Annotated in this window: 12 protein-coding genes; 8 read left to right on the forward strand and 4 right to left on the reverse strand. The window is 74.7% G+C overall.

Features of this window, described 5'->3' with window-relative positions:
• Window positions 1-29: 29 nt before the first annotated feature.
• Window positions 30-911, reverse strand: coding sequence for a hypothetical protein (locus Ae717Ps2_RS02365; protein ID WP_020623847.1), 882 nt, complete (start codon window positions 909-911; stop codon window positions 30-32).
• A 188-nt stretch (window positions 912-1,099) separates the two neighbouring features.
• On the opposite strand from Ae717Ps2_RS02365, the gene Ae717Ps2_RS02370 reads away from it, so the two are divergent.
• Window positions 1,100-1,924 (forward strand): siderophore-interacting protein, encoded by an 825-nt coding sequence (locus Ae717Ps2_RS02370; RefSeq protein WP_075329741.1) that lies wholly within the window; start codon window positions 1,100-1,102, stop codon window positions 1,922-1,924.
• A 7-nt stretch (window positions 1,925-1,931) separates the two neighbouring features.
• On the opposite strand, the gene Ae717Ps2_RS02375 is transcribed toward Ae717Ps2_RS02370, so the two are convergent.
• Complete coding sequence (locus Ae717Ps2_RS02375; RefSeq protein ID WP_233147416.1) at window positions 1,932-2,678, reverse strand: SDR family oxidoreductase; 747 nt, start codon at window positions 2,676-2,678, stop codon at window positions 1,932-1,934.
• A 72-nt stretch (window positions 2,679-2,750) separates the two neighbouring features.
• Here Ae717Ps2_RS02375 and Ae717Ps2_RS02380 point away from each other — a divergent pair, with 72 nt between their 5' ends.
• The 7 genes from Ae717Ps2_RS02380 (at window position 2,751) to Ae717Ps2_RS02410 (ending at window position 14,921) form a co-directional block, all read left to right on the forward strand.
• Window positions 2,751-3,371 (forward strand): TetR/AcrR family transcriptional regulator, encoded by a 621-nt coding sequence (locus Ae717Ps2_RS02380; RefSeq protein WP_075308323.1) that lies wholly within the window; start codon window positions 2,751-2,753, stop codon window positions 3,369-3,371.
• A gap of 207 nt (window positions 3,372-3,578) precedes the next feature.
• Window positions 3,579-7,202 (forward strand): transcription-repair coupling factor, encoded by a 3,624-nt coding sequence (mfd, locus tag Ae717Ps2_RS02385; RefSeq protein WP_075334145.1) that lies wholly within the window; start codon window positions 3,579-3,581, stop codon window positions 7,200-7,202.
• Between the two features lie 274 nt (window positions 7,203-7,476).
• On the forward strand, window positions 7,477-8,664 hold the full coding sequence (locus Ae717Ps2_RS02390) for a type III PLP-dependent enzyme (protein ID WP_083702243.1): 1,188 nt from the start codon (window positions 7,477-7,479) through the stop codon (window positions 8,662-8,664).
• Window positions 8,661-12,278 (forward strand): S41 family peptidase, encoded by a 3,618-nt coding sequence (locus Ae717Ps2_RS02395; protein ID WP_075332981.1) that lies wholly within the window; start codon window positions 8,661-8,663, stop codon window positions 12,276-12,278. The genes Ae717Ps2_RS02390 and Ae717Ps2_RS02395 overlap by 4 nt, the downstream gene beginning before the upstream one ends.
• 13 nt (window positions 12,279-12,291) lie before the next feature.
• Window positions 12,292-13,215: a SurA N-terminal domain-containing protein gene (locus Ae717Ps2_RS02400; RefSeq protein ID WP_158071447.1), complete on the forward strand. Its 924-nt coding sequence runs from the start codon at window positions 12,292-12,294 to the stop codon at window positions 13,213-13,215.
• Window positions 13,215-14,141 (forward strand): MazG family protein, encoded by a 927-nt coding sequence (locus tag Ae717Ps2_RS02405; protein ID WP_075308317.1) that lies wholly within the window; start codon window positions 13,215-13,217, stop codon window positions 14,139-14,141. Before Ae717Ps2_RS02400 ends, Ae717Ps2_RS02405 begins: the two co-directional genes overlap by 1 nt.
• A 42-nt stretch (window positions 14,142-14,183) precedes the next feature.
• A complete protein-coding gene (locus Ae717Ps2_RS02410; protein ID WP_233147418.1) occupies window positions 14,184-14,921 on the forward strand; it encodes a lytic transglycosylase domain-containing protein in 738 nt (245 codons plus the stop codon).
• A gap of 25 nt (window positions 14,922-14,946) precedes the next feature.
• Here Ae717Ps2_RS02410 and efeB read toward each other — a convergent pair whose 3' ends face one another.
• Together efeB and efeO are read right to left on the reverse strand one after the other, a co-directional pair.
• Window positions 14,947-16,182 (reverse strand): iron uptake transporter deferrochelatase/peroxidase subunit, encoded by a 1,236-nt coding sequence (gene efeB / locus Ae717Ps2_RS02415; protein ID WP_075308313.1) that lies wholly within the window; start codon window positions 16,180-16,182, stop codon window positions 14,947-14,949.
• On the reverse strand, window positions 16,179-17,327 hold the full coding sequence (gene efeO / locus Ae717Ps2_RS02420) for an iron uptake system protein EfeO (protein ID WP_075308311.1): 1,149 nt from the start codon (window positions 17,325-17,327) through the stop codon (window positions 16,179-16,181). The genes efeB and efeO overlap by 4 nt, the downstream gene beginning before the upstream one ends.
• Window positions 17,328-17,369: the final 42 nt, after the last annotated feature.

A 17,369-nucleotide genomic window follows, 5' to 3' on the forward strand; every position in this document is an offset into this window, starting at 1 on the left:
CGGGGCACCGGGCCGTCGGACGGGCGGGGTCAGGCGTTCGTGAGCGCGTCCTCGAACTCCTCGACCTTCAGCGGGGCCAGGTCGGAGACCCGCAGGAAGTCGCCCAGCGTGGTGCCGGTCGCGCCGGAGTCGACGTTCTTCGGTCCGCGGCCGGCGCGCACGTCGTCGAGGTTGATCGTGCGCAGGTCGTAGGAGAACCGGGTGACGTCGGAGGTGTTCGGCGCCGACGCGTGCAGGTGGTTCGAGGAGAACATGAAGACGTCACCGGACTGCGCGGCGATCCGGATCTCGCCGCGGGACTCGAAGTCCTCCAGCGGGAGGGGGTGCGGACGGGTGTCGGTGGTCTTCTCACCGGCGGCCGCGGTGCGGTGCTTGGCGACCCACTCGTCGTAGTCGTACTGGTTCGAGCCGTTCTTCACCGGGCGGTCGAAGTAGTCGGTGTACATGCTCATGACGTTCTCGCCGACGACGTCGTACACCGGGGTCCAGTAGTTCACGAGCTGCTGCGGGTGGCCGTACCACATGTCGCGGTGCGCCTTGTAGTTGTAGGACACGCCGGCGGTGAGGAACTGGTCGGCCGGGATGACGCGCAGCCGCGGGATGTCGAAGTAGGTCCGCTCGGGGTCGACACCGAAGTCGACGGCGAACTGCTGGCAGAGCGACTTGGTCTTCTCACCGTTGGTGAACTCGTGCTTGAGCGGCTCGACGCGGCGGATGAACTCGTCGACGTCCATCTCGTACTGGGCGCGCTCCGGGTCCATGCCCTCGAAGGCCTGACCGATGAGGTCCTTGGCGTGGTCGGCGAGGGCGTTCGCGCCACCGATCCCGGTGTAGAGATGGAAGTCGCCCCGGAACAGGGACTCGCGGCGCGCGTCGTCGTCGATCCGGCGGTTCAGGTAGACCGTGATCACCGCTTGCTCCTCCGTGCTGACTCGGGTTCGACACCCGTCTGACACCTGCTGACGCTAGCGGACACGATCGGGTGGTTGTCCACTATGCAACGTAGTAGAAGGGACTCTGCGACACCGTGACCGAAAGGTCCGGTTGATGCCGCCCTCCTCTCCGTGATTAGGTGAGCCTCACCTATGGGGAGGTGGCGATGTCGGTCGTGACCGAGGACCGCGCGGCGGTCCGTGTGGTGGGCCTGCAGCGGGTCTCGGACGTCTTCGTCCGGGCCCGGCTGGAGGGGGAGGCGTTGGCCGGTCTCGACCTGCCCGGCGTCCCCGACGAGGCCTGCGTCTTCCACTTCCCGCTGCCCGACGGCGGCCGCGACGACCACGGTCGCTGGTACACCCTGCGCGAGGTCAGCCCCTGCCGCACCCGGGTGTCCATCGACCTGGTCTGCCACCCCGGCGGGGTCGGCGCGGGCTGGGCGCGGCGGGCCCGCGTCGGCGACGAGATCGAGGTCTCGCACACGAACAGCTGGTTCAAGCGCCCGGCCGGGGTCGGCTGGCAGATCCTCGTCGGCGACGCGGCGGCCCTCCCGGCGCTCGCCCGGATCGTCACCGAGACCCCCGAGGGCATCGACACCGAGGTCGTCCTGGAGATCGACGAGGTGCCGGCCGACTTCCCCGCGCGGGCCCGGGTGCGTCGCGAGCCCGCGAGCGAGACCGGCAGCCGGCTGGCGGAGATCGTCGCCGGGCTCGTGCTGCCGGAGGGGCCCGGCTACGTCTACGTCGGCGGTGAGGCGTCCGCGACCCGGGCTGCCCGCAAGCACCTGCGCCACGAGCGCGGCCTGCCGCCCGGCGCCTACGGCGTGCTCGGCTACTGGCGGCGCGACGCCGACACCTTCCGTCGCACCTGGCGGGCCAACCAGGAGCGCTTCGAGAAGGCCTACGCCGACGCGGCCGCCGCCGCCGAGGGCGACGACGAGCGGATGCTCGACCTCTACGAGGCGACCCTGGAGCGCGACGGGCTGATCTGAGCCGGGCTCACCCCTGGGCCGTCGGCCGGACGACGAGCTGGTTGACGTCGACCCCGGCGGGCTGTTCGAGCGCGAAGACCACCGCGCGGGCGATCGCGGCCGGGTCGAGGGCGATCTCGTCGCGCTGTGCCCGGTAGTCCGCGCGCAACCGCTCGTCGCCGATGCCCTCGACGAAGTCGGTCGCGACGAACCCCGGCGAGACCTCGGTGACCCGCAGCGCGGGTCCCGCCTCCTGGCGCAGCCCCTCGCAGAGGGTCCGGACGGCGTTCTTCGTCGCGGCGTAGACGACCTGACCGGGGACGACCCGCAGGCCGGACGTGGAGGCGACCACGACGAGGTGGCCCGCCTCCTGGGCGCGGAAGACCGGCAGCGCCGCGGCGAGCCCGTACAGGACGCCGCGCAGGTTGACGTCGATCATCTCGTCCCACTCCTCGACCGGGAGCTCGTCGAGCGGACGGACCCGGCCCACCCCCGCGTTCGCCACCAGCACGTCGAGCCTGCCGAACTCGGCCCGTGCGCGGTCGACCAGCGCGGTGTGGTCGGCCCGGTCGCGTACGTCCATCGGCACGGTGACCGCCGTCCCGCCCGCGGCGCGCACCCGGTCGGTCACGGCCTCCAGCCGGTCCGCCCGACGCGCCCCCAGGATCAGGCGCGCCCCGCGGGCCCCGAGCTCGACCGCGGTCGCCGCGCCGATGCCCCCGCTCGCGCCGGTGACGGCGACGACCCTGCCGGTGATGGTTTCCTGCGTGTCCACGGTGTCTCCCGACTCGAAGTGATAACCCACTTACACGCTAATGTGATAGCCCGATCACAGCAAGGAGGGCGCATGGCTCGGCGGGCGAGGTTCCATCACGGCGACCTGCCGGGCGCACTCGTGCGTGCCGGCGTCGACCTGCTGGCCGAGGTGGGCGTGCGCGGGTTCTCGGTCGCGGTGCTGGCCCGCAGGCTGGGGGTGAGCACGGCCGCGCCGTACCGGCACTTCGCCGACCGCGACCGGCTGCTGGCCGCGGTGGTGACCGCGGCGGCCGGCGAGCTGGCGGAGCAGATGGAGACCGCGGCCGCGCGGGCCGGGGACGACCCGGTATCGCGACTCGCCGCCGCCGGCGGGGCCTACGCCGGGTTCCTCACCGGGCGCCGGGTCGGGCTGGACCTCGTCTACGGCGCCGAGCTGCGGGCACTGGGCGACCGCGACCTCGCGGCCGTGGGACGGCGGATCGGGGACGTCCTGCTCGCCCCGGCCCTGGAGCTCGCCGACCCGGCCGCGGCGGTGTCGCTGATGGAGCGGGTGGTCACGACCGCCCACGGCTACGGCGCCCTCGACGTCGACGGCTTTCTCGCCGGCGCCGCGGTCGGCGGCGGCACGGTCGCCGAGCGTGCGGAGGCGGCCGTCGCGGCCGTGGTCCGCGGCACGGTGGGCACCCCGGGACCGGCGGCGGGCGGTCCGTGAGGCGGGCCCGCGCCAGCGTGCCGTGGCACACCGACGGTGCGGTCGGCGGCCGCGCGGGCCAGGCGTAAAGTCGAGGGTCGGCACCCCGACCGGGTCGGGAGCCCTACCGCGACCCGGGCAGGGGTCTGCCCTGCCCGCGGTCGGCCCCCGCCGCCGCGCGCACCGCCAGCCCACCTCCACCGAGGAGCCAGCGCCGTCGTGGCCATCCTGTCCGGTCTGCTCACCTCCGCCCTGTCCGACGCCGGTCTCCGTGCCGCCGTCGATGCCGCCCGCGCCGCGGACACCCGCGCCGGTGAGACCCCTGCCGTGCAGGTCGAGGGGCCCTCCGCGGTTCGCCCCCTGCTCGCCGCCGGGCTCGCCGAGACCTCCACGGTGCTCGCCGTGACCGCCACCGACCGGGAGGCCGAGGACCTCGCGGCCGCGGTGTCGGACCTGCTCGGCCACGGCGAGGCGCCGGGCGCCGCCGCCGACACCGTGCACGACTGCGCGGGCGCACCCGTCGTCGTGCTGCCGAGCTGGGAGACGCTGCCGCACGAGAAGCTGTCCCCGCGCCCGGACACCGTCGCCCGCCGGCTGACGATCTTCCGCCGGCTCGCCTCGGCCGAGACCGCCCCGCGGGTGGTCGTGACCGCGGCGCGCAGCCTGATCCAGCCCGTCGCGCCCGGGCTGGGCACGCTCGACCCGGTCTCGCTGGCCGTCGGCGAGGAGCACGACTTCGAGCAGCTCCTCGTGCGGCTGGTCGAGCTGGCCTACAACCGCGCCGAGATGGTGACCACCCGTGGCGAGTTCGCCGTGCGCGGCGGCATCCTCGACATCTTCCCGCCGACCGCCGAGCATCCGGTGCGCGTCGAGTTCTGGGGCGACGAGGTCTCCGAGGTGCGGTCGTTCTCCGTCGCCGACCAGCGTTCGGTCGGCGAGGTCACCCGGATCGACGTCCCGCCGTGTCGCGAGCTGTTGCTCACCACCCCGGTGCGCGAGCGGGCCGCCGAGCTGGCCCTCGAACAGCCCGAGACCGCCGGGCTCAACCGCAACCCGCTGCGCGAGCTGCTGGAGAAGCTGTCCGAGGGCATCCCCGGGGAGGGCATGGAGTCGCTGATCCCGGCGCTGGTCGGCGGGGAGATGCAGACGCTCACCGACCTGCTGCCGGACGGGACGCGGGTGCTGCTCGCCGACCCCGAGCGCATCCGGACCCGCTGCGCCGACCTCGTGCGCACCGGGCAGGAGTTCCTGGAGGCGTCCTGGCTGGCGTCCGGCTCCGGGGGCGAGGCCCCGATCGACGTCTCCGGGTCGGCCTACCGCGACCTGCGCGTCACGCTGGAGCACGCGACGGCGACCGGCCGCCCCGTGGTGTCGCTGTCGCCGTTGCTGTCGGGTGCCGACGACGTCGTCGTGGCGGGCGTGCACGAGATCGAGCCCTACCGGGGCGACACCGACCGCGCGCTGACCGACCTGCGCGCCCACGTCGCCACCGGCGGTGCCGCGGTGCTCGTGCTGGCCGGACAGGGCACCGCGGACCGCTCGCTGGAGCAGCTGCGCGAGGCGGAGGTCCCCGCCGCGGCCGTCCCGGTGCTGGCCGACGCCCCGGAGAAGGGGATCGTCACCGTCACCTGCGGGCGGGTGCTGAACGGGTTCACCGCGCCGGAGGTGGGGCTGGTCGTCGTCTCCGAACCCGACCTGACCGGCAGTCGCGCCGGGCTCGACACCGCGCCGCGCCGGACCACCCCGCGCAAGCGCAACGCCGTCGACCTGGCGGTGCTGCAGCCCGGCGACTTCGTCGTCCACAACCAGCACGGCATCGGGCGCTTCGTCGAGATGAAGGAACGCACCGTCCAGGGCGCCACCCGCGAGTACCTGGTGCTGGAGTACGCCAGCTCCAAGCGCGGCCAGCCCGCCGACCGGCTGTTCGTGCCGACCGACGCCCTCGACGAGATCAGCCGCTACGTGGGCGGCGAGCAGCCCGCGGTCAACAAGCTCGGCGGCGGGGACTGGGCCAAGACCAAGAGCCGCGCCCGCAAGGCGGTCAAGGACATCGCGGCCGGTCTGGTGCAGCTCTACGCGGCCCGCCAGGCCTCGCCGGGGCACGCGTTCGGCGCGGACACCCCGTGGCAGCGCGAGCTCGAGGACGCTTTCCCCTACACCGAGACCCCCGACCAGCTGTCGGCGATCGACGAGGTCAAGCGGGACATGGAGCGTCCGGTCCCGATGGACCGCGTCATCTCCGGCGACGTAGGGTTCGGCAAGACCGAGATCGCGGTGCGGGCGGCGTTCAAGGCGGTGCAGGACGGCAAGCAGGTCGCCGTGCTCGTCCCGACGACGCTGCTCGCCACCCAGCACCTGTCGACGTTCTCCGAGCGGATGCGTCAGTTCCCGGTGACCGTGCGCGGGCTGTCGCGGTTCACCGACCCGGCCGAGGCGCGGGAGACGATCGAGAAGCTCGCCGACGGGCAGGTCGACGTCGTCGTGGGCACGCACCGGCTGCTCCAGACCGGCATCCGCTGGAAGGACCTCGGCCTCGTGATCGTCGACGAGGAGCAGCGCTTCGGTGTCGAGCACAAGGAGCACATCACCGCGCTGCGCGCGCACGTCGACGTGCTGACCCTGTCCGCGACACCGATCCCGCGGACCCTGGAGATGAGCCTGGCCGGCATCCGCGAGATGTCGGCGATCACCACCCCGCCGGAGGAGCGGCACCCGACCCTGACCTACGTCGGTGCCTACGACGACAAGCAGGTCGCCGCCGCCGTGCGCCGCGAGCTGCTGCGCGACGGCCAGGTGTTCTACGTCCACAACCGGGTCAGCTCGATCGACCGCGCGGCCAAGAAGATCCAGGACCTCGTCCCCGAGGCCCGGGTCGCCGTCGCGCACGGGCAGATGAACGAGGACCTGCTGGAGCGGACCGTCAGCGCGTTCTGGCACCGCGAGTTCGACGTGCTGATCTGCACCACGATCGTCGAGAACGGCCTGGACATCTCCAACGCCAACACCCTGATCGTCGAGCGCTCCGACACCCTGGGGCTGTCCCAGCTCCACCAGCTGCGCGGCCGGGTCGGGCGTGGCCGCGACCGTGGCTACGCCTACTTCCTCTACCCGGCCGACCACCCGCTCACCGAGACCGCGCACGACCGGCTCGCCACCATCGCCCAGCACTCCGAGCTGGGCTCCGGCGCGGCCGTCGCGATGAAGGACCTGGAGATCCGCGGAGCGGGCAACATCCTGGGCGCCGAACAGTCCGGCCACATCGCCGGCGTCGGATTCGACCTCTACATCCGCCTGGTCGGGGAGGCCGTCGCCGCGTTCCGCAAGCAGGCGGGCGGGGAGATCGGGGCCGAGCCGGAGGAGCTGCAGGAGGTCCGGGTCGACCTGCCGGTCGACGCACACGTCCCGCACGACTACGTCGACGGCGAGCGGCTGCGTCTGGAGGTCTACCGCAAGATCGCCGAAGCGCCCGACGACGCCGCGCTCACCGCGATCGTCGAGGAGCTGACCGACCGCTACGGCGAGCCACCGACCCCGGTGCGGAACCTGCTGGAGGTCGCCCGGTTCCGCCAGCTGTGCCGGCGCCTCGGCATCCGTGAGGTCGCCTCGGCGGGCACCCAGCTGCGGATCGGGCCGATGCAGCTGCCCGACTCCGCCCAGCTGCGGCTGCGCCGGCTCTACCCGAAGGCGCAGTACAAGGCGGCCGCGCAGATCGTCACGGTGCCCAAGCCGATGCAGGGCAACCGGATCGGCGGGGCGGCGCTGCGCGACGTCGAGCTGCTCGGCTGGTGCGCGGAGCTGCTGCTGCAGATCGTGCCGACCTCCACCCCGGTGCACAGCTCGGCCTCCTCCTGACGCGGTCCTGACGCGATCCTGATGAACACCCGGTGTACCGCCGGGGAACTTCGGGTGTCGGCGTCCGTGCTGTTTCCGGGACGTAACGGGACGGACTCCGGCGAACCGGTCGTCGGAGTTGTCGGGATCAATCGCGCGACGTGGGTTCCCATTTTTTCCGGTGATCCACAGCACTTCGCGGACGCGATCCACACTGTTTTACGATCAGGTCAACGGCGCGTGAGAAGGCCGTTTCCGTCGTGGGCTCCCCGTTTCTGGGAAAGAGGTGTGTCCGATGTCCGATCGCCGGCCAGACTCCACCGATTCCGCCGATTTCTGCACTCCGTGCCTGGTGTTGGACATGGACACCGTCCGAGAACGGTATGCCGAATTCGGTGACGCCCTCCCCGGTGTGGACCTGTTCTATGCGGTCAAGGCGAATCCTGACCCGCGGCTCGTCGCATTCCTGGTCGGTCTCGGCGCACGATTCGACGTCGCCAGTCGGCCGGAGCTGGAACTGTGCCTGGCGGCCGGTGCCCGGCCCGCGGACATCTCCTACGGCAGCACCGTCAAGAAGGAACGCGACATCGCGTTCGCGCACCGCAGCGGCGTGCGCCGGTTCGCCGTCGACTCGGCCGCCGAGCTGGCGAAGATCGCCCGGTGCGCGCCGGGAGCCGAGGTGTTCGTCCGGGTCGCCTGCAGCGGCGCGGGCTCCTGCTTCCCGCTGGACCGCAAGTTCGGGTGCTCGCCCGCCGCGGCCGCGTCGCTGCTGCTCGACGCCGACGCGGCCGGGCTGCGCGCGGCGGGTGTGTCGTTCCACGTCGGCTCCCAGCAGCTCGACCCGGGAGCGTGGCGCGCCGGGATCGCCGACGCCGCGGAGGTGTTCCGCAGGGTCCGCGCCCGTGGTCTGCGGCCGTACCTGCTCAACCTCGGTGGCGGCTTCCCCGCGCACTACGACGCGCACGTCCTCCCCCTGGCGGACTACGGCGTCGCGATCCGGGACGCGGTCGCCGCGGAGTTCGGCGACGACCGGCCGGAGCTGATGATCGAGCCGGGCCGGGGCCTCGTCGCCGGCGCGGGGACGCTCTACAGCGAGGTCGTGCTCGTGTCCGACCGGGACGGCGACGCCGGTCCGCGCTGGGTCTACCTCGACATCGGCCGCTTCGGCGGGCTCGCCGAGACCGAGGGCGAGCTGGTCCGCTACCCGATCCGCACCGCACACGACGACGGTCCCCGCTCGCCGGTCGTCCTGGCCGGACCGACCTGCGACAGCGCCGACGTGCTCTACCGCAGGCATCCCTACCTGCTCCCCGACGACCTGTGCGCCGGTGACGTGGTCCGGCTGCTGCACACCGGCGCCTACACCACCAGCTACTCCTCGGTCGGCTTCAACGGGTTCGCCCCGCTGCGCTGCGTCTGCACCGGGGACCCCGCCACGGGCGGGTCCGGAACGTCGGTGCGTGCGGCTAACGTCGCCGTGTGAGCTTCCTGCGCCATCCCCACCTGTCGGGTGACACACTCGTCCTGGTCGCGGAGGACGATCTGTGGACGGCTCCGGTCGCGGGCGGGCGGGCCCACCGCCTGACCGCGGACGGGGTGCCGGTCACCGCGCCGCGCTTCTCACCCGACGGCGGGTCGATCGCCTTCGGGTCCCGGCGAGACGGTGCGCCCGAGGTGTACCGGGTCGACGCCGAGGGCGGCACGCCCACCCGGCTCACCTGGTGGGGCGAGGCGACGACCCGCGCGGCGGGCTGGACCCCCGACGGGGCGGTGGTCGCGTTGTCGGCGCACGGGGACGCGACCTCCCGGCTGTGGGCGTACGCGGTCCCGGCGACCGGCGGCACACCGGAGCTGCTGCCGCACGGCACGCTCTCCGCGCTCGCCCACCAGCCCGGCGGCCCCGCCGTGCTCACCCAGGTCGAGGGCGGGCGGGACGCGGCCCACTGGAAGCGCTACCGCGGCGGGCGCGCGGGCCGGCTCTGGCTCGACGCCACCGGGACCGGGGAGTTCACCCGGGTCCTCGCCGGTCTGGCCGGGCAACTGGAGTGCCCCATGATCGTCGACGACGGGTCGGGCCCGCGGCTGGCGTTCGTCTCCGACCACGAGGGCTGGGGGAACGTCTACTCCGTCCCGCTCGCCGACCCCGGCACCGACCTGCGCCGGCACACCGACCACGGCTCCGGGGGCGGCACCGACTTCTACGTCCGGCACGCGAGCACCGACGGGCGCCGGGTGGTCTACGAGTCGGCAGGGGAGATCTTCCTGCTCGACGACCTGTCCGCCGCCTCGCAGCCGCGCCGGATCGACGTCCGGCCCGGCGGGCCGCGGCGCGCCCGCGAGCCCTTCCGCGCGTCGCTGCCCGCCGACCTGGGCCCGGTCCGGCCGGACCGCACCGGACGGGCGAGCATCGTGTCGGTGCTCGGCACCGTGCACCGGCTCACCCACCGCGACGGCCCCGCCCGCGCACTGCTCGCCGAGCCCGGCGTGCGCGCCCGGCTCGCGCACCCGCTCGGCACGGACCGCGCCGTGTGGGTGGACGACGCGACCGGCGAGGACGCCGTGGTCGTGGCCCCGCTCGACGCGCACGCCCCGGCCGCCCCGGAGCGGGCGCGGTACGCCGCGGGCAGGCTCGGCCGGGTGCTGGAGCTGGCCCCGGCGCCGGACGGTTCCGCCGTCGCGCTCACCACGCACGACGGCAGGCTGCTGGTGCTGCACACCGGCGCCGAACCCGTGCCGGACCCGGTGTCCGGCCCCGACGAGCGACCCGACGACGGCGTGGTCGACGAGGCCGCCCCGGCCCGGCCGGCGGGGGAGCTGCGCGAGCTGCACCGCGGCACCGCGGGCGAGCCGTCGGACGTGTCCTGGTCCCCGGACTCCGCCTGGCTGGCCTGGTGCGACCCGACGCCCGAGGGGCTCTCGCGGATCGTGCTCACCCGGGTCGCCGACGGCGAGCACGCCGAGGTCACCCCGGCCCGCTTCCACGACAGCGACCCGGTCTTCACCGCCGACGGCAGGCACCTGGCGTTCCTGTCCCGGCGGGTGTTCGACCCCAGCTACGACGAGCACTCCTTCGACCTGACCTTCGGCACCGGATGGAAGCCGTTCCTGGTGCCCCTGGCCGCGCGGACGCCGTCGCCGTTCGGGGCGGGGCCGGACGGCCGCCCGGTGGACCCGGCCGACGAGGGCCCGGACGACCAACCCGCCACCCCACCGACACCCCCGGCCCCGCCGGAGCCCGGCGACGAGCCCGAGCCGCCCGGCGATGCCGCGGTCGGTGCCGCGGTCGACGGGGCGGTCGAGGGGGCGGTCGACGGGGCCGCCGACGGCGCGCGCCGCGCGGTGGCCGCGGCGACCGGGGCCGGGGCACCGGCCCGGGGAGGTGCGCGCGGCGGCCGTCGCGGGTCCGGGCGGGACGCCGACGAGGGGCCGCCGGAGGTCCTGGTCGACGTCGACGGGCTGGCCGACCGGGTCGTCGGTGTACCGGTCGAGGCCGCCCGCTACACCCGGCTCGCCGCGGTCCGGGGCGGCCTGGTGTGGCTGCGGCTGCCCAGCGGCACCGGCGTGCTCGGCGACAGCCTCCCCGACGACGACGCCGAGCCCGACCGCGCCGTGCTGGAGCGGTTCGACCTGGCCCGGCGCGCGGTCACCGTCGTCGCCGACCCGGCGTCGTCGTTCGCGGTGAGCGGTGACGGCACCCGGCTCGTCGTCCGGGACCGGGGCACGGTCCGGCTGCTGCGCGCCGACCGCGGCGGGTCCGCCGCCCCGGAGGACGACGCCGGCGGCGACGAGTTCACGATCGACACCCGTCGGCTCGTGGTCACCGTCGACCCGGTCGCCCAGTGGCGGCAGATGTTCGACGAGACCGCCCGCCTGATGCGCGACCACTTCTGGGTCGAGGACATGGCCGGGGTCGACTGGGCCGCCGAGACCGCCCGGTACCGGCCGCTGGTCGACCGGGTCGGGAGCCACGACGACCTGCTCGACGTGCTGTGGGAGCTGCACGGCGAGCTCGGCACCTCGCACGCCTACGTCATCGGCGGCCGCGCGGGCGGCGACCCGACCGGGCGGCCCGGGCTGCTCGGCGCCGACCTCGGGCCGGAACCCGACGGCGGCCCGGGATGGCGGGTCCGGCGTGTCCTGCCGCCGGAGACCTCCGCGCCCGCCGCACGCAGCCCGCTGTCCGGGCCCGGCGTCGACGTGCGGGCCGGTGACGTGCTGCTGGAGGTGAACGGGCGCCCGCTCGACCCGCACTGGGGGCCCGCGCCGCTGCTCGTCGCGACGGCCGGGAGCACGGTGGAGCTCACCGTCCGCTCCGGACCCGACCGGCCCGACGCGGGCACCGTCCGCCGCGTGGCGGTGCGCCCGCTGCACTCCGAGGACGAGCTGCGCTACCAGGACCGGGTGGCCCGGCTGCGCGCCGAGGTCGCCGAGCGGTCCGCGGGGCGGCTGGGCTACCTGCACGTGCCGGACATGATGGGTTACGGCTGGGCCCAGCTGCACCGCGACCTCGCCCGCGAGACCGCGAAGGACGGCCTCCTGCTCGACGTGCGCGGCAACCGCGGCGGACACACCTCGCAGCTGGTGGTGGAGAAGCTCGCCCGCCGCGTCATCGGGTGGGACCTGCCCCGGCACGGCGCACCCGCGACCTACCCCGAGCAGGCGCCGCGCGGCCCGGTGGTGACCCTGGCCGACGAGCGCTCCGGCTCCGACGGCGACATCGTCACCGCCGCGATCAAGCGGCTCGGGGTCGGCCCGGTCGTCGGGACCCGCACCTGGGGCGGGGTGATCGGCATCGACAGCCGCTACCGGCTCGTCGACGGCACCCTGGTCACCCAGCCCCGCTACGCCACCTGGTTCGACGACGTCGGCTGGACGATGGAGAACCACGGGGTGGACCCCGACGTGGAGGTGGTCGTGACCCCGCAGGACCGGGCGGCCGGACGGGACCCGCAGCTGGACCGGGCGATCGAGATCGCCATGGCCCGGCTCGCCGAGCACCCGCCCGCGCGGCCGCCGGACCTCGCCGGGCGGCCGTCGGTGGCCCGGCCCGCGCTGCCGGGTCGGCCGGGTGGGGGAGATCGGCACCACATCGCGTGAGAGGCTGACCGCCGTGCGCACTCGCAGGATCACCGCCGCCCTGCTGATCGTCGGGGCCGTCGCTGTCACCGGGGCCGGCTGCGGTGCCGGGCCGAGCCGGGTCGACTCCGCCGCGATCGTCGGCGAGAGGTCGATCCCGCTCGCCACCGTGCAGCCCGCGATCACCTCCGTGCTCACCCGGCCCGGGCTGGTCGACGGTCTGAAGGCCCAGGGCGGCTCCCAGGCCGACATCGGCCGGGCCGTGGTGTCCCAGCTGGTGATCCGCGACCTGATCGGCCTGACTGCCCCGGAGCAGGGTGTCACCGTGACCGACCAGCAGGTCACCGCGGCGATCGCCCGGCAGGGCGGCGAGCAGGCGGTGCAGGAGTCGTCGCTGGCGGTCGGCGGTGTGCAGGCCGCGACCCGGGACGAGCTGACCCTGACCGAGCTCGCCCGGCGTGAGCTGCCGCGGCTGTCGGTGACCGCGGACGTCGCGGTCGCCCAGGACCGGGCCCAGGCCACGACGCTGGCCCGCGAGGTCGCCGCCGGTGGGCAGCGGGCCGAGGCGGCGCTGGCCGGTGCCGGCACCACCCAGCGCGGGCTCGCGATCCGCCCGGCCGAGACCCCGCAGGCCGCGCTCACCCCGCTGATCGGCATCCCGGCCGGCTGGGTCGCGGCGTTCCCGCTGGGCAGCGGCCAGGGCTGGGTCGTGGTCCGGGTGACCGAGCGCGACCTCGGCGCCCCTGCCCCGGGCAATGCGGTCGGCCAGTTGGACCAGCGGTCGCTGTCCGAGGCCGGGATCCGGATGCTCACCCCCACCGCGCTGCGCACCGGGGTGCAGCTCAACCCCCGCTACGGCGTGTGGGACCCGATCCAGATGCTCGCCGTGCCGACCGCCGAGGACGCCTCCGTGGTGTTCCCGGTCGCCGCCGGCAACCCGACCCCGCCCGCCCCCTGATGGCCGCGACGATCGTCGTCTGTCCCCGTCGCGGGGCCGCACTCCCGGCCGCGGCGCTGTCGGTGCTGCGCTCCGCGACCGAGGTGCTCGCCGTGCCCGGTCTCGACGCCGGTGCCGCCGCCGGGGCCGTCGACTGGACCGGCACCGACCCCGCCGAGCTCGCCGACGGCACGGTGCTGCTCGTACCGGCGGGCCACCCCGCCGCCGCGCACCCCTGCGCGGTACCGCCGCCGACCGGGCACGCGGTGCTGGACGCCGTCGCGGTGATGGACCGGCTCCGCTCACCCGGCGGCTGCCCGTGGGACGCCGAGCAGACCCACACGTCGCTGCTGCGCTACCTCGTCGAGGAGTGCTACGAGCTGTACCAGTCCATCGAGGACGGTGACCGCACCGAGCTGCGCGAGGAGCTCGGCGACGTCCTGCTGCAAGTGCTGTTCCACGCCCGCGTCGCCACCGAGCACCCCGACGCCCCGTTCGGGATCGACGAGGTCGCGACCGGGCTGGTCGACAAGCTCGTCGGTCGCCACCCGCACGTGTTCGCCGCGGGGGAGCAGGTCGCCACGGCCGCCGACCAGGACCGCCGCTGGGACGAGCTCAAGCGCGCCGAGAAGCAGCGCGAGTCCAGTGTCGACGGCGTCGCGACGGTCCAGCCGGCCGTCGCGCTCGCCGCGAAGCTGACCTCCCGCACGGCGAAGGCCGGGCTGCCCGTGGACCTGCTGCCCGCCGGCGACGACGCCGGTGCGGCACTGTTCCGGCTGGCCGCGGCCGCGCAGCTCGGCGGCGGCGACCCCGAGGCCGCGCTGCGCACGGCCGCCCGCGAGTTCGAGGCACGGGTGCGGTCGGCGGAGAAGGCCGCCGCCGCGGACGGGCTCGATCCGCACACGCTGACCGCGCAGGACTGGCGTCGCTACTGGGCAGGCCCATGACCCAATCCCCGATCGGGTGATACCCGTCGGTAACGTGTGAGCGTGCGCACTCAGTCGCTCCTCGTGGCCATCGGCGGCATCGTGGCCCTGATCGTGGTCGTCTCGCTGGCGACCGGCCCGGACTTCGGGCCGTCGCTGCCCCGGACCCCGGTCGACCGGCAGTCCGCCCCGCCCGCGTCCGCGCCGCTGCCCGCGGACACCGACGTCGTCGCATGGGCCAGGGCCACCGCGGCCGAGGCGGACATCCCCGAACGGACCCTGCAGGCCTACGCGAACGCCGAGCTGCGCCAGCGCGAGCGCACCCCGGCCTGCCGGTTGAGCTGGGCGACGCTGGCCGGGGTCGGCCGGATCGAGTCCGGGCACGCCACCTTCCGCGGCGCCGAGCCCGGCCCGGACGGCCGCGTCGACCCGCCGATCATCGGCATCCCGCTCGACGGCACCAATGGCACCCGCCGGGTCGCCGACACCGACGGCGGCCGCCTCGACGGCGACCCGGTGCTGGACCGCGCGGTCGGGCCGATGCAGTTCCTGCCCGGGACCTGGGCGCGCTACGGCGCGGACGGCAACGACGACGGCGTCGCCGACCCCCAACAGGTCGACGACGCCGCGCTCGCCGCGGCCGGCTACCTGTGCGCGAACGGGCGCGACGTCGCCGAGGCGGGGGACTGGTGGCGCGGGGTGCTCGCCTACAACGCCTCCCGCGAGTACGCCGGCGACGTGTGGGCCGCCGCCGCGGACTACGCGCAGCGCACCGCCGCCCCCGCACCGCCCGCCCCCTAACGGGGCCGGCCCCGGCGTCGCAGGGTCAGGCGAGCAGCGCGCGGCCCCAGTGGTCGTCGCCCTCGGCGAGGCCGGGCGGGACCGCGAACAGCGCCGAGCCGCTGTGCTCCAGGTACTCGCTGAGCGCGTCGGAGCGGGCCAGCCTGCGCTGCATCGGCACGTACTGGCGCTGCGGGTCGCGCACGAACGCGATGAAGAACAGGCCGGCGTCGAGGTGCCCGTGCCCGTCGGAGCCGTCGACGAAGTTGTAGCCGCGCCGCAGGATCCGCGCCCCGCCGTTCTCCTGTTCGGAGGCGAGCCGGATGTGCGCGTCGTCCGGGATGACCGGCCCGGAGGCGTCGGTCGCGGCGAGGTCGGCGGTGTCGAACTCGGCCGTCCCGGTCAGCGGCGCGCCCTCGCCCTTGTCCCGTCCGATGGTGCGCTGCTGGTCGTCGAGGTTGGAGCGGTCCCACACCTCGATGTGCATCCGGATCCGACGCGCCACCAGGTAGGAGCCGCCGCGCAGCCACTCCGGGCCCTCGTCGCCGACCCACACGTGACGGTCCAGCAGGTCCGGTTCCTCGGCCTTGAGGTTGTTGGTGCCGTCCTTGAAGCCGAACAGGTTGCGCGGCGTGGCCTGCCCGGTGGACGTCGACGACGTCCGTCCGAACCCCAGCTGCGACCAGCGCACCTCGGTGACGCCGAAGCCCTCGCGGACCAGGTTGCGCACCGCGTGCACGGCGACCTGCGGGTCGTCGGCGCAGGCCTGGATGCAGAGGTCACCGCCGGAGCGGGCCGTGTCGAGCTGGTCGCGCTGGAACCGCGGCAGCGCGGCGAGCCCGGCCGGGCGCCGGTCGGTGATGCCGAGCCTGTCGAAGAACCCGGAGCCGACGCCGAAGGTCAGCGTCAGCGACGACGGCGGCAGCCCGAGCGCCTCGCCGGTGTCGGCCGGGGCGGTGTAGCGGTTGCCGGGCAGCGCGCCGCCCTCGGCGGTCTCCCGTCCGGCCGTCATCCGCTCGGCCGACGCCGTCCATCGGGCCAGCAGGTCGCGCACCGCGTCCCGGTCGGTGGTGGTGAGGTCCAGGGCCACGAAGTGCAGCCGGTCCTGGGCGGGGGTCACGATCCCGGCCTGGTGGGCGCCGCGGAAGGCGACGGTCCCGTCGCCCGCCGCGGCGCCGTTCCCGGACAGGCCGTACCCGGCGGCGACGCCCGCCCCGGCCAGGGCCACTCCGGCGCCGGTCAGGCCGAACAGTCCCCGCCGGGAGACGTGCAGCGGGCTCATGCGGTGACGGTGCCCGCGACCTTGCTGACCGGCTCGGCCAGCGCGTCGACGGCCGCGGCCATCTTCTTCGTGTCCTCGGGCGTCAGCTGGGTGTAGAGCTTGTAGCCGTCGCCGACGCGGTAGCCCTGCAGCAGCGTGTCGACGGCTTCGAAGCGCTGGTCGAGCAGCGGGCCCAGCGCAGGGTCCTTCTGGTCGATCACCGGGCGCAGCGCGGCGACGGCGGCCTGCGAACCCTCCACGTTGGCCTGGAAGTCCCACAGGTCGGTGTGGGAGTAGCGGTCCTCCTCACCGGTGATCTTGCCGGTGGCGACCTCGTCGAGCAGGCTCTTGGCGCCGTTGGCGAGCTCGGCCGGGGTGAGCTTCAGACCGGGGATGCGGCCCTGCAGGTCCTTGGTGTCGGTGACCAGGGTCGCGGCGATCTGCGGGGAGTCGGCCTTCAGGCCGTCGACCCAGAGGTCCTTCTCGAGCCGGTGGAACCCGGTCCAGGCGACGCCGGGGTCGCGCTCGTCGTCCTCACGGCCGTCCAGCTTCGGGTCGAGGTCGCCGAAGGACTCGGCGATCGGCTCGATCCGCTCGTAGTAGGTGCGGGCGACCGGGAACAGGGTCTTGGCCTTCGCGACGTCGCGGGCCGACACGGCGGCGGCGAACTCGGAGGTCTTGGTGACCAGCGCGTCGGACTGGGAGGACACGTAGCGCAGGTAGCCGGCGGTGGCGGCGGCGAGCTCGGCGTTGGTGTCGGTGGCGCGCTGTGCGGACCCGGTGACGGTGAACGGGGCGCGGATGCCGTCGCCGGACATACCGGGCTTGCACGCGGTGGTGTAGGTGCCGCCGTCGGGGACCTCGACGATCAGGTCGCGGGACAGGCCGGGGCCGATGTTCTCGACCTCGCCCATGATCCGGTCGCCGGTGGCGTAGAGGTAGAACTCAGTGACCTTGCTGCCGGCGTTGGTGATCCGGAAGGTGACGTTGCCGGCCGGGGCCTGCGGGGTCGACACCTCGCAGGCGGTGTCGGTGGCGTTCACGGTGATCGGGCCGCCGTCGCCGGGTCCCTGCGCCGCCGGGGCGGTCGAGGTGCAGCCGGCCAGCAGGGCGGCGGCGACGGTGAGCGACGCCAGGCCGGCAGCCGTGCGCGTGACGGGGGACATCGTGCGTACTCATCGAGGGACGGACACCGTGGACGGTGCAGG

This window comes from Pseudonocardia sp. Ae717_Ps2 (assembly GCF_001932475.1).
In the GTDB taxonomy this organism is placed as follows: Bacteria; Actinomycetota; Actinomycetes; order Mycobacteriales; family Pseudonocardiaceae; genus Pseudonocardia.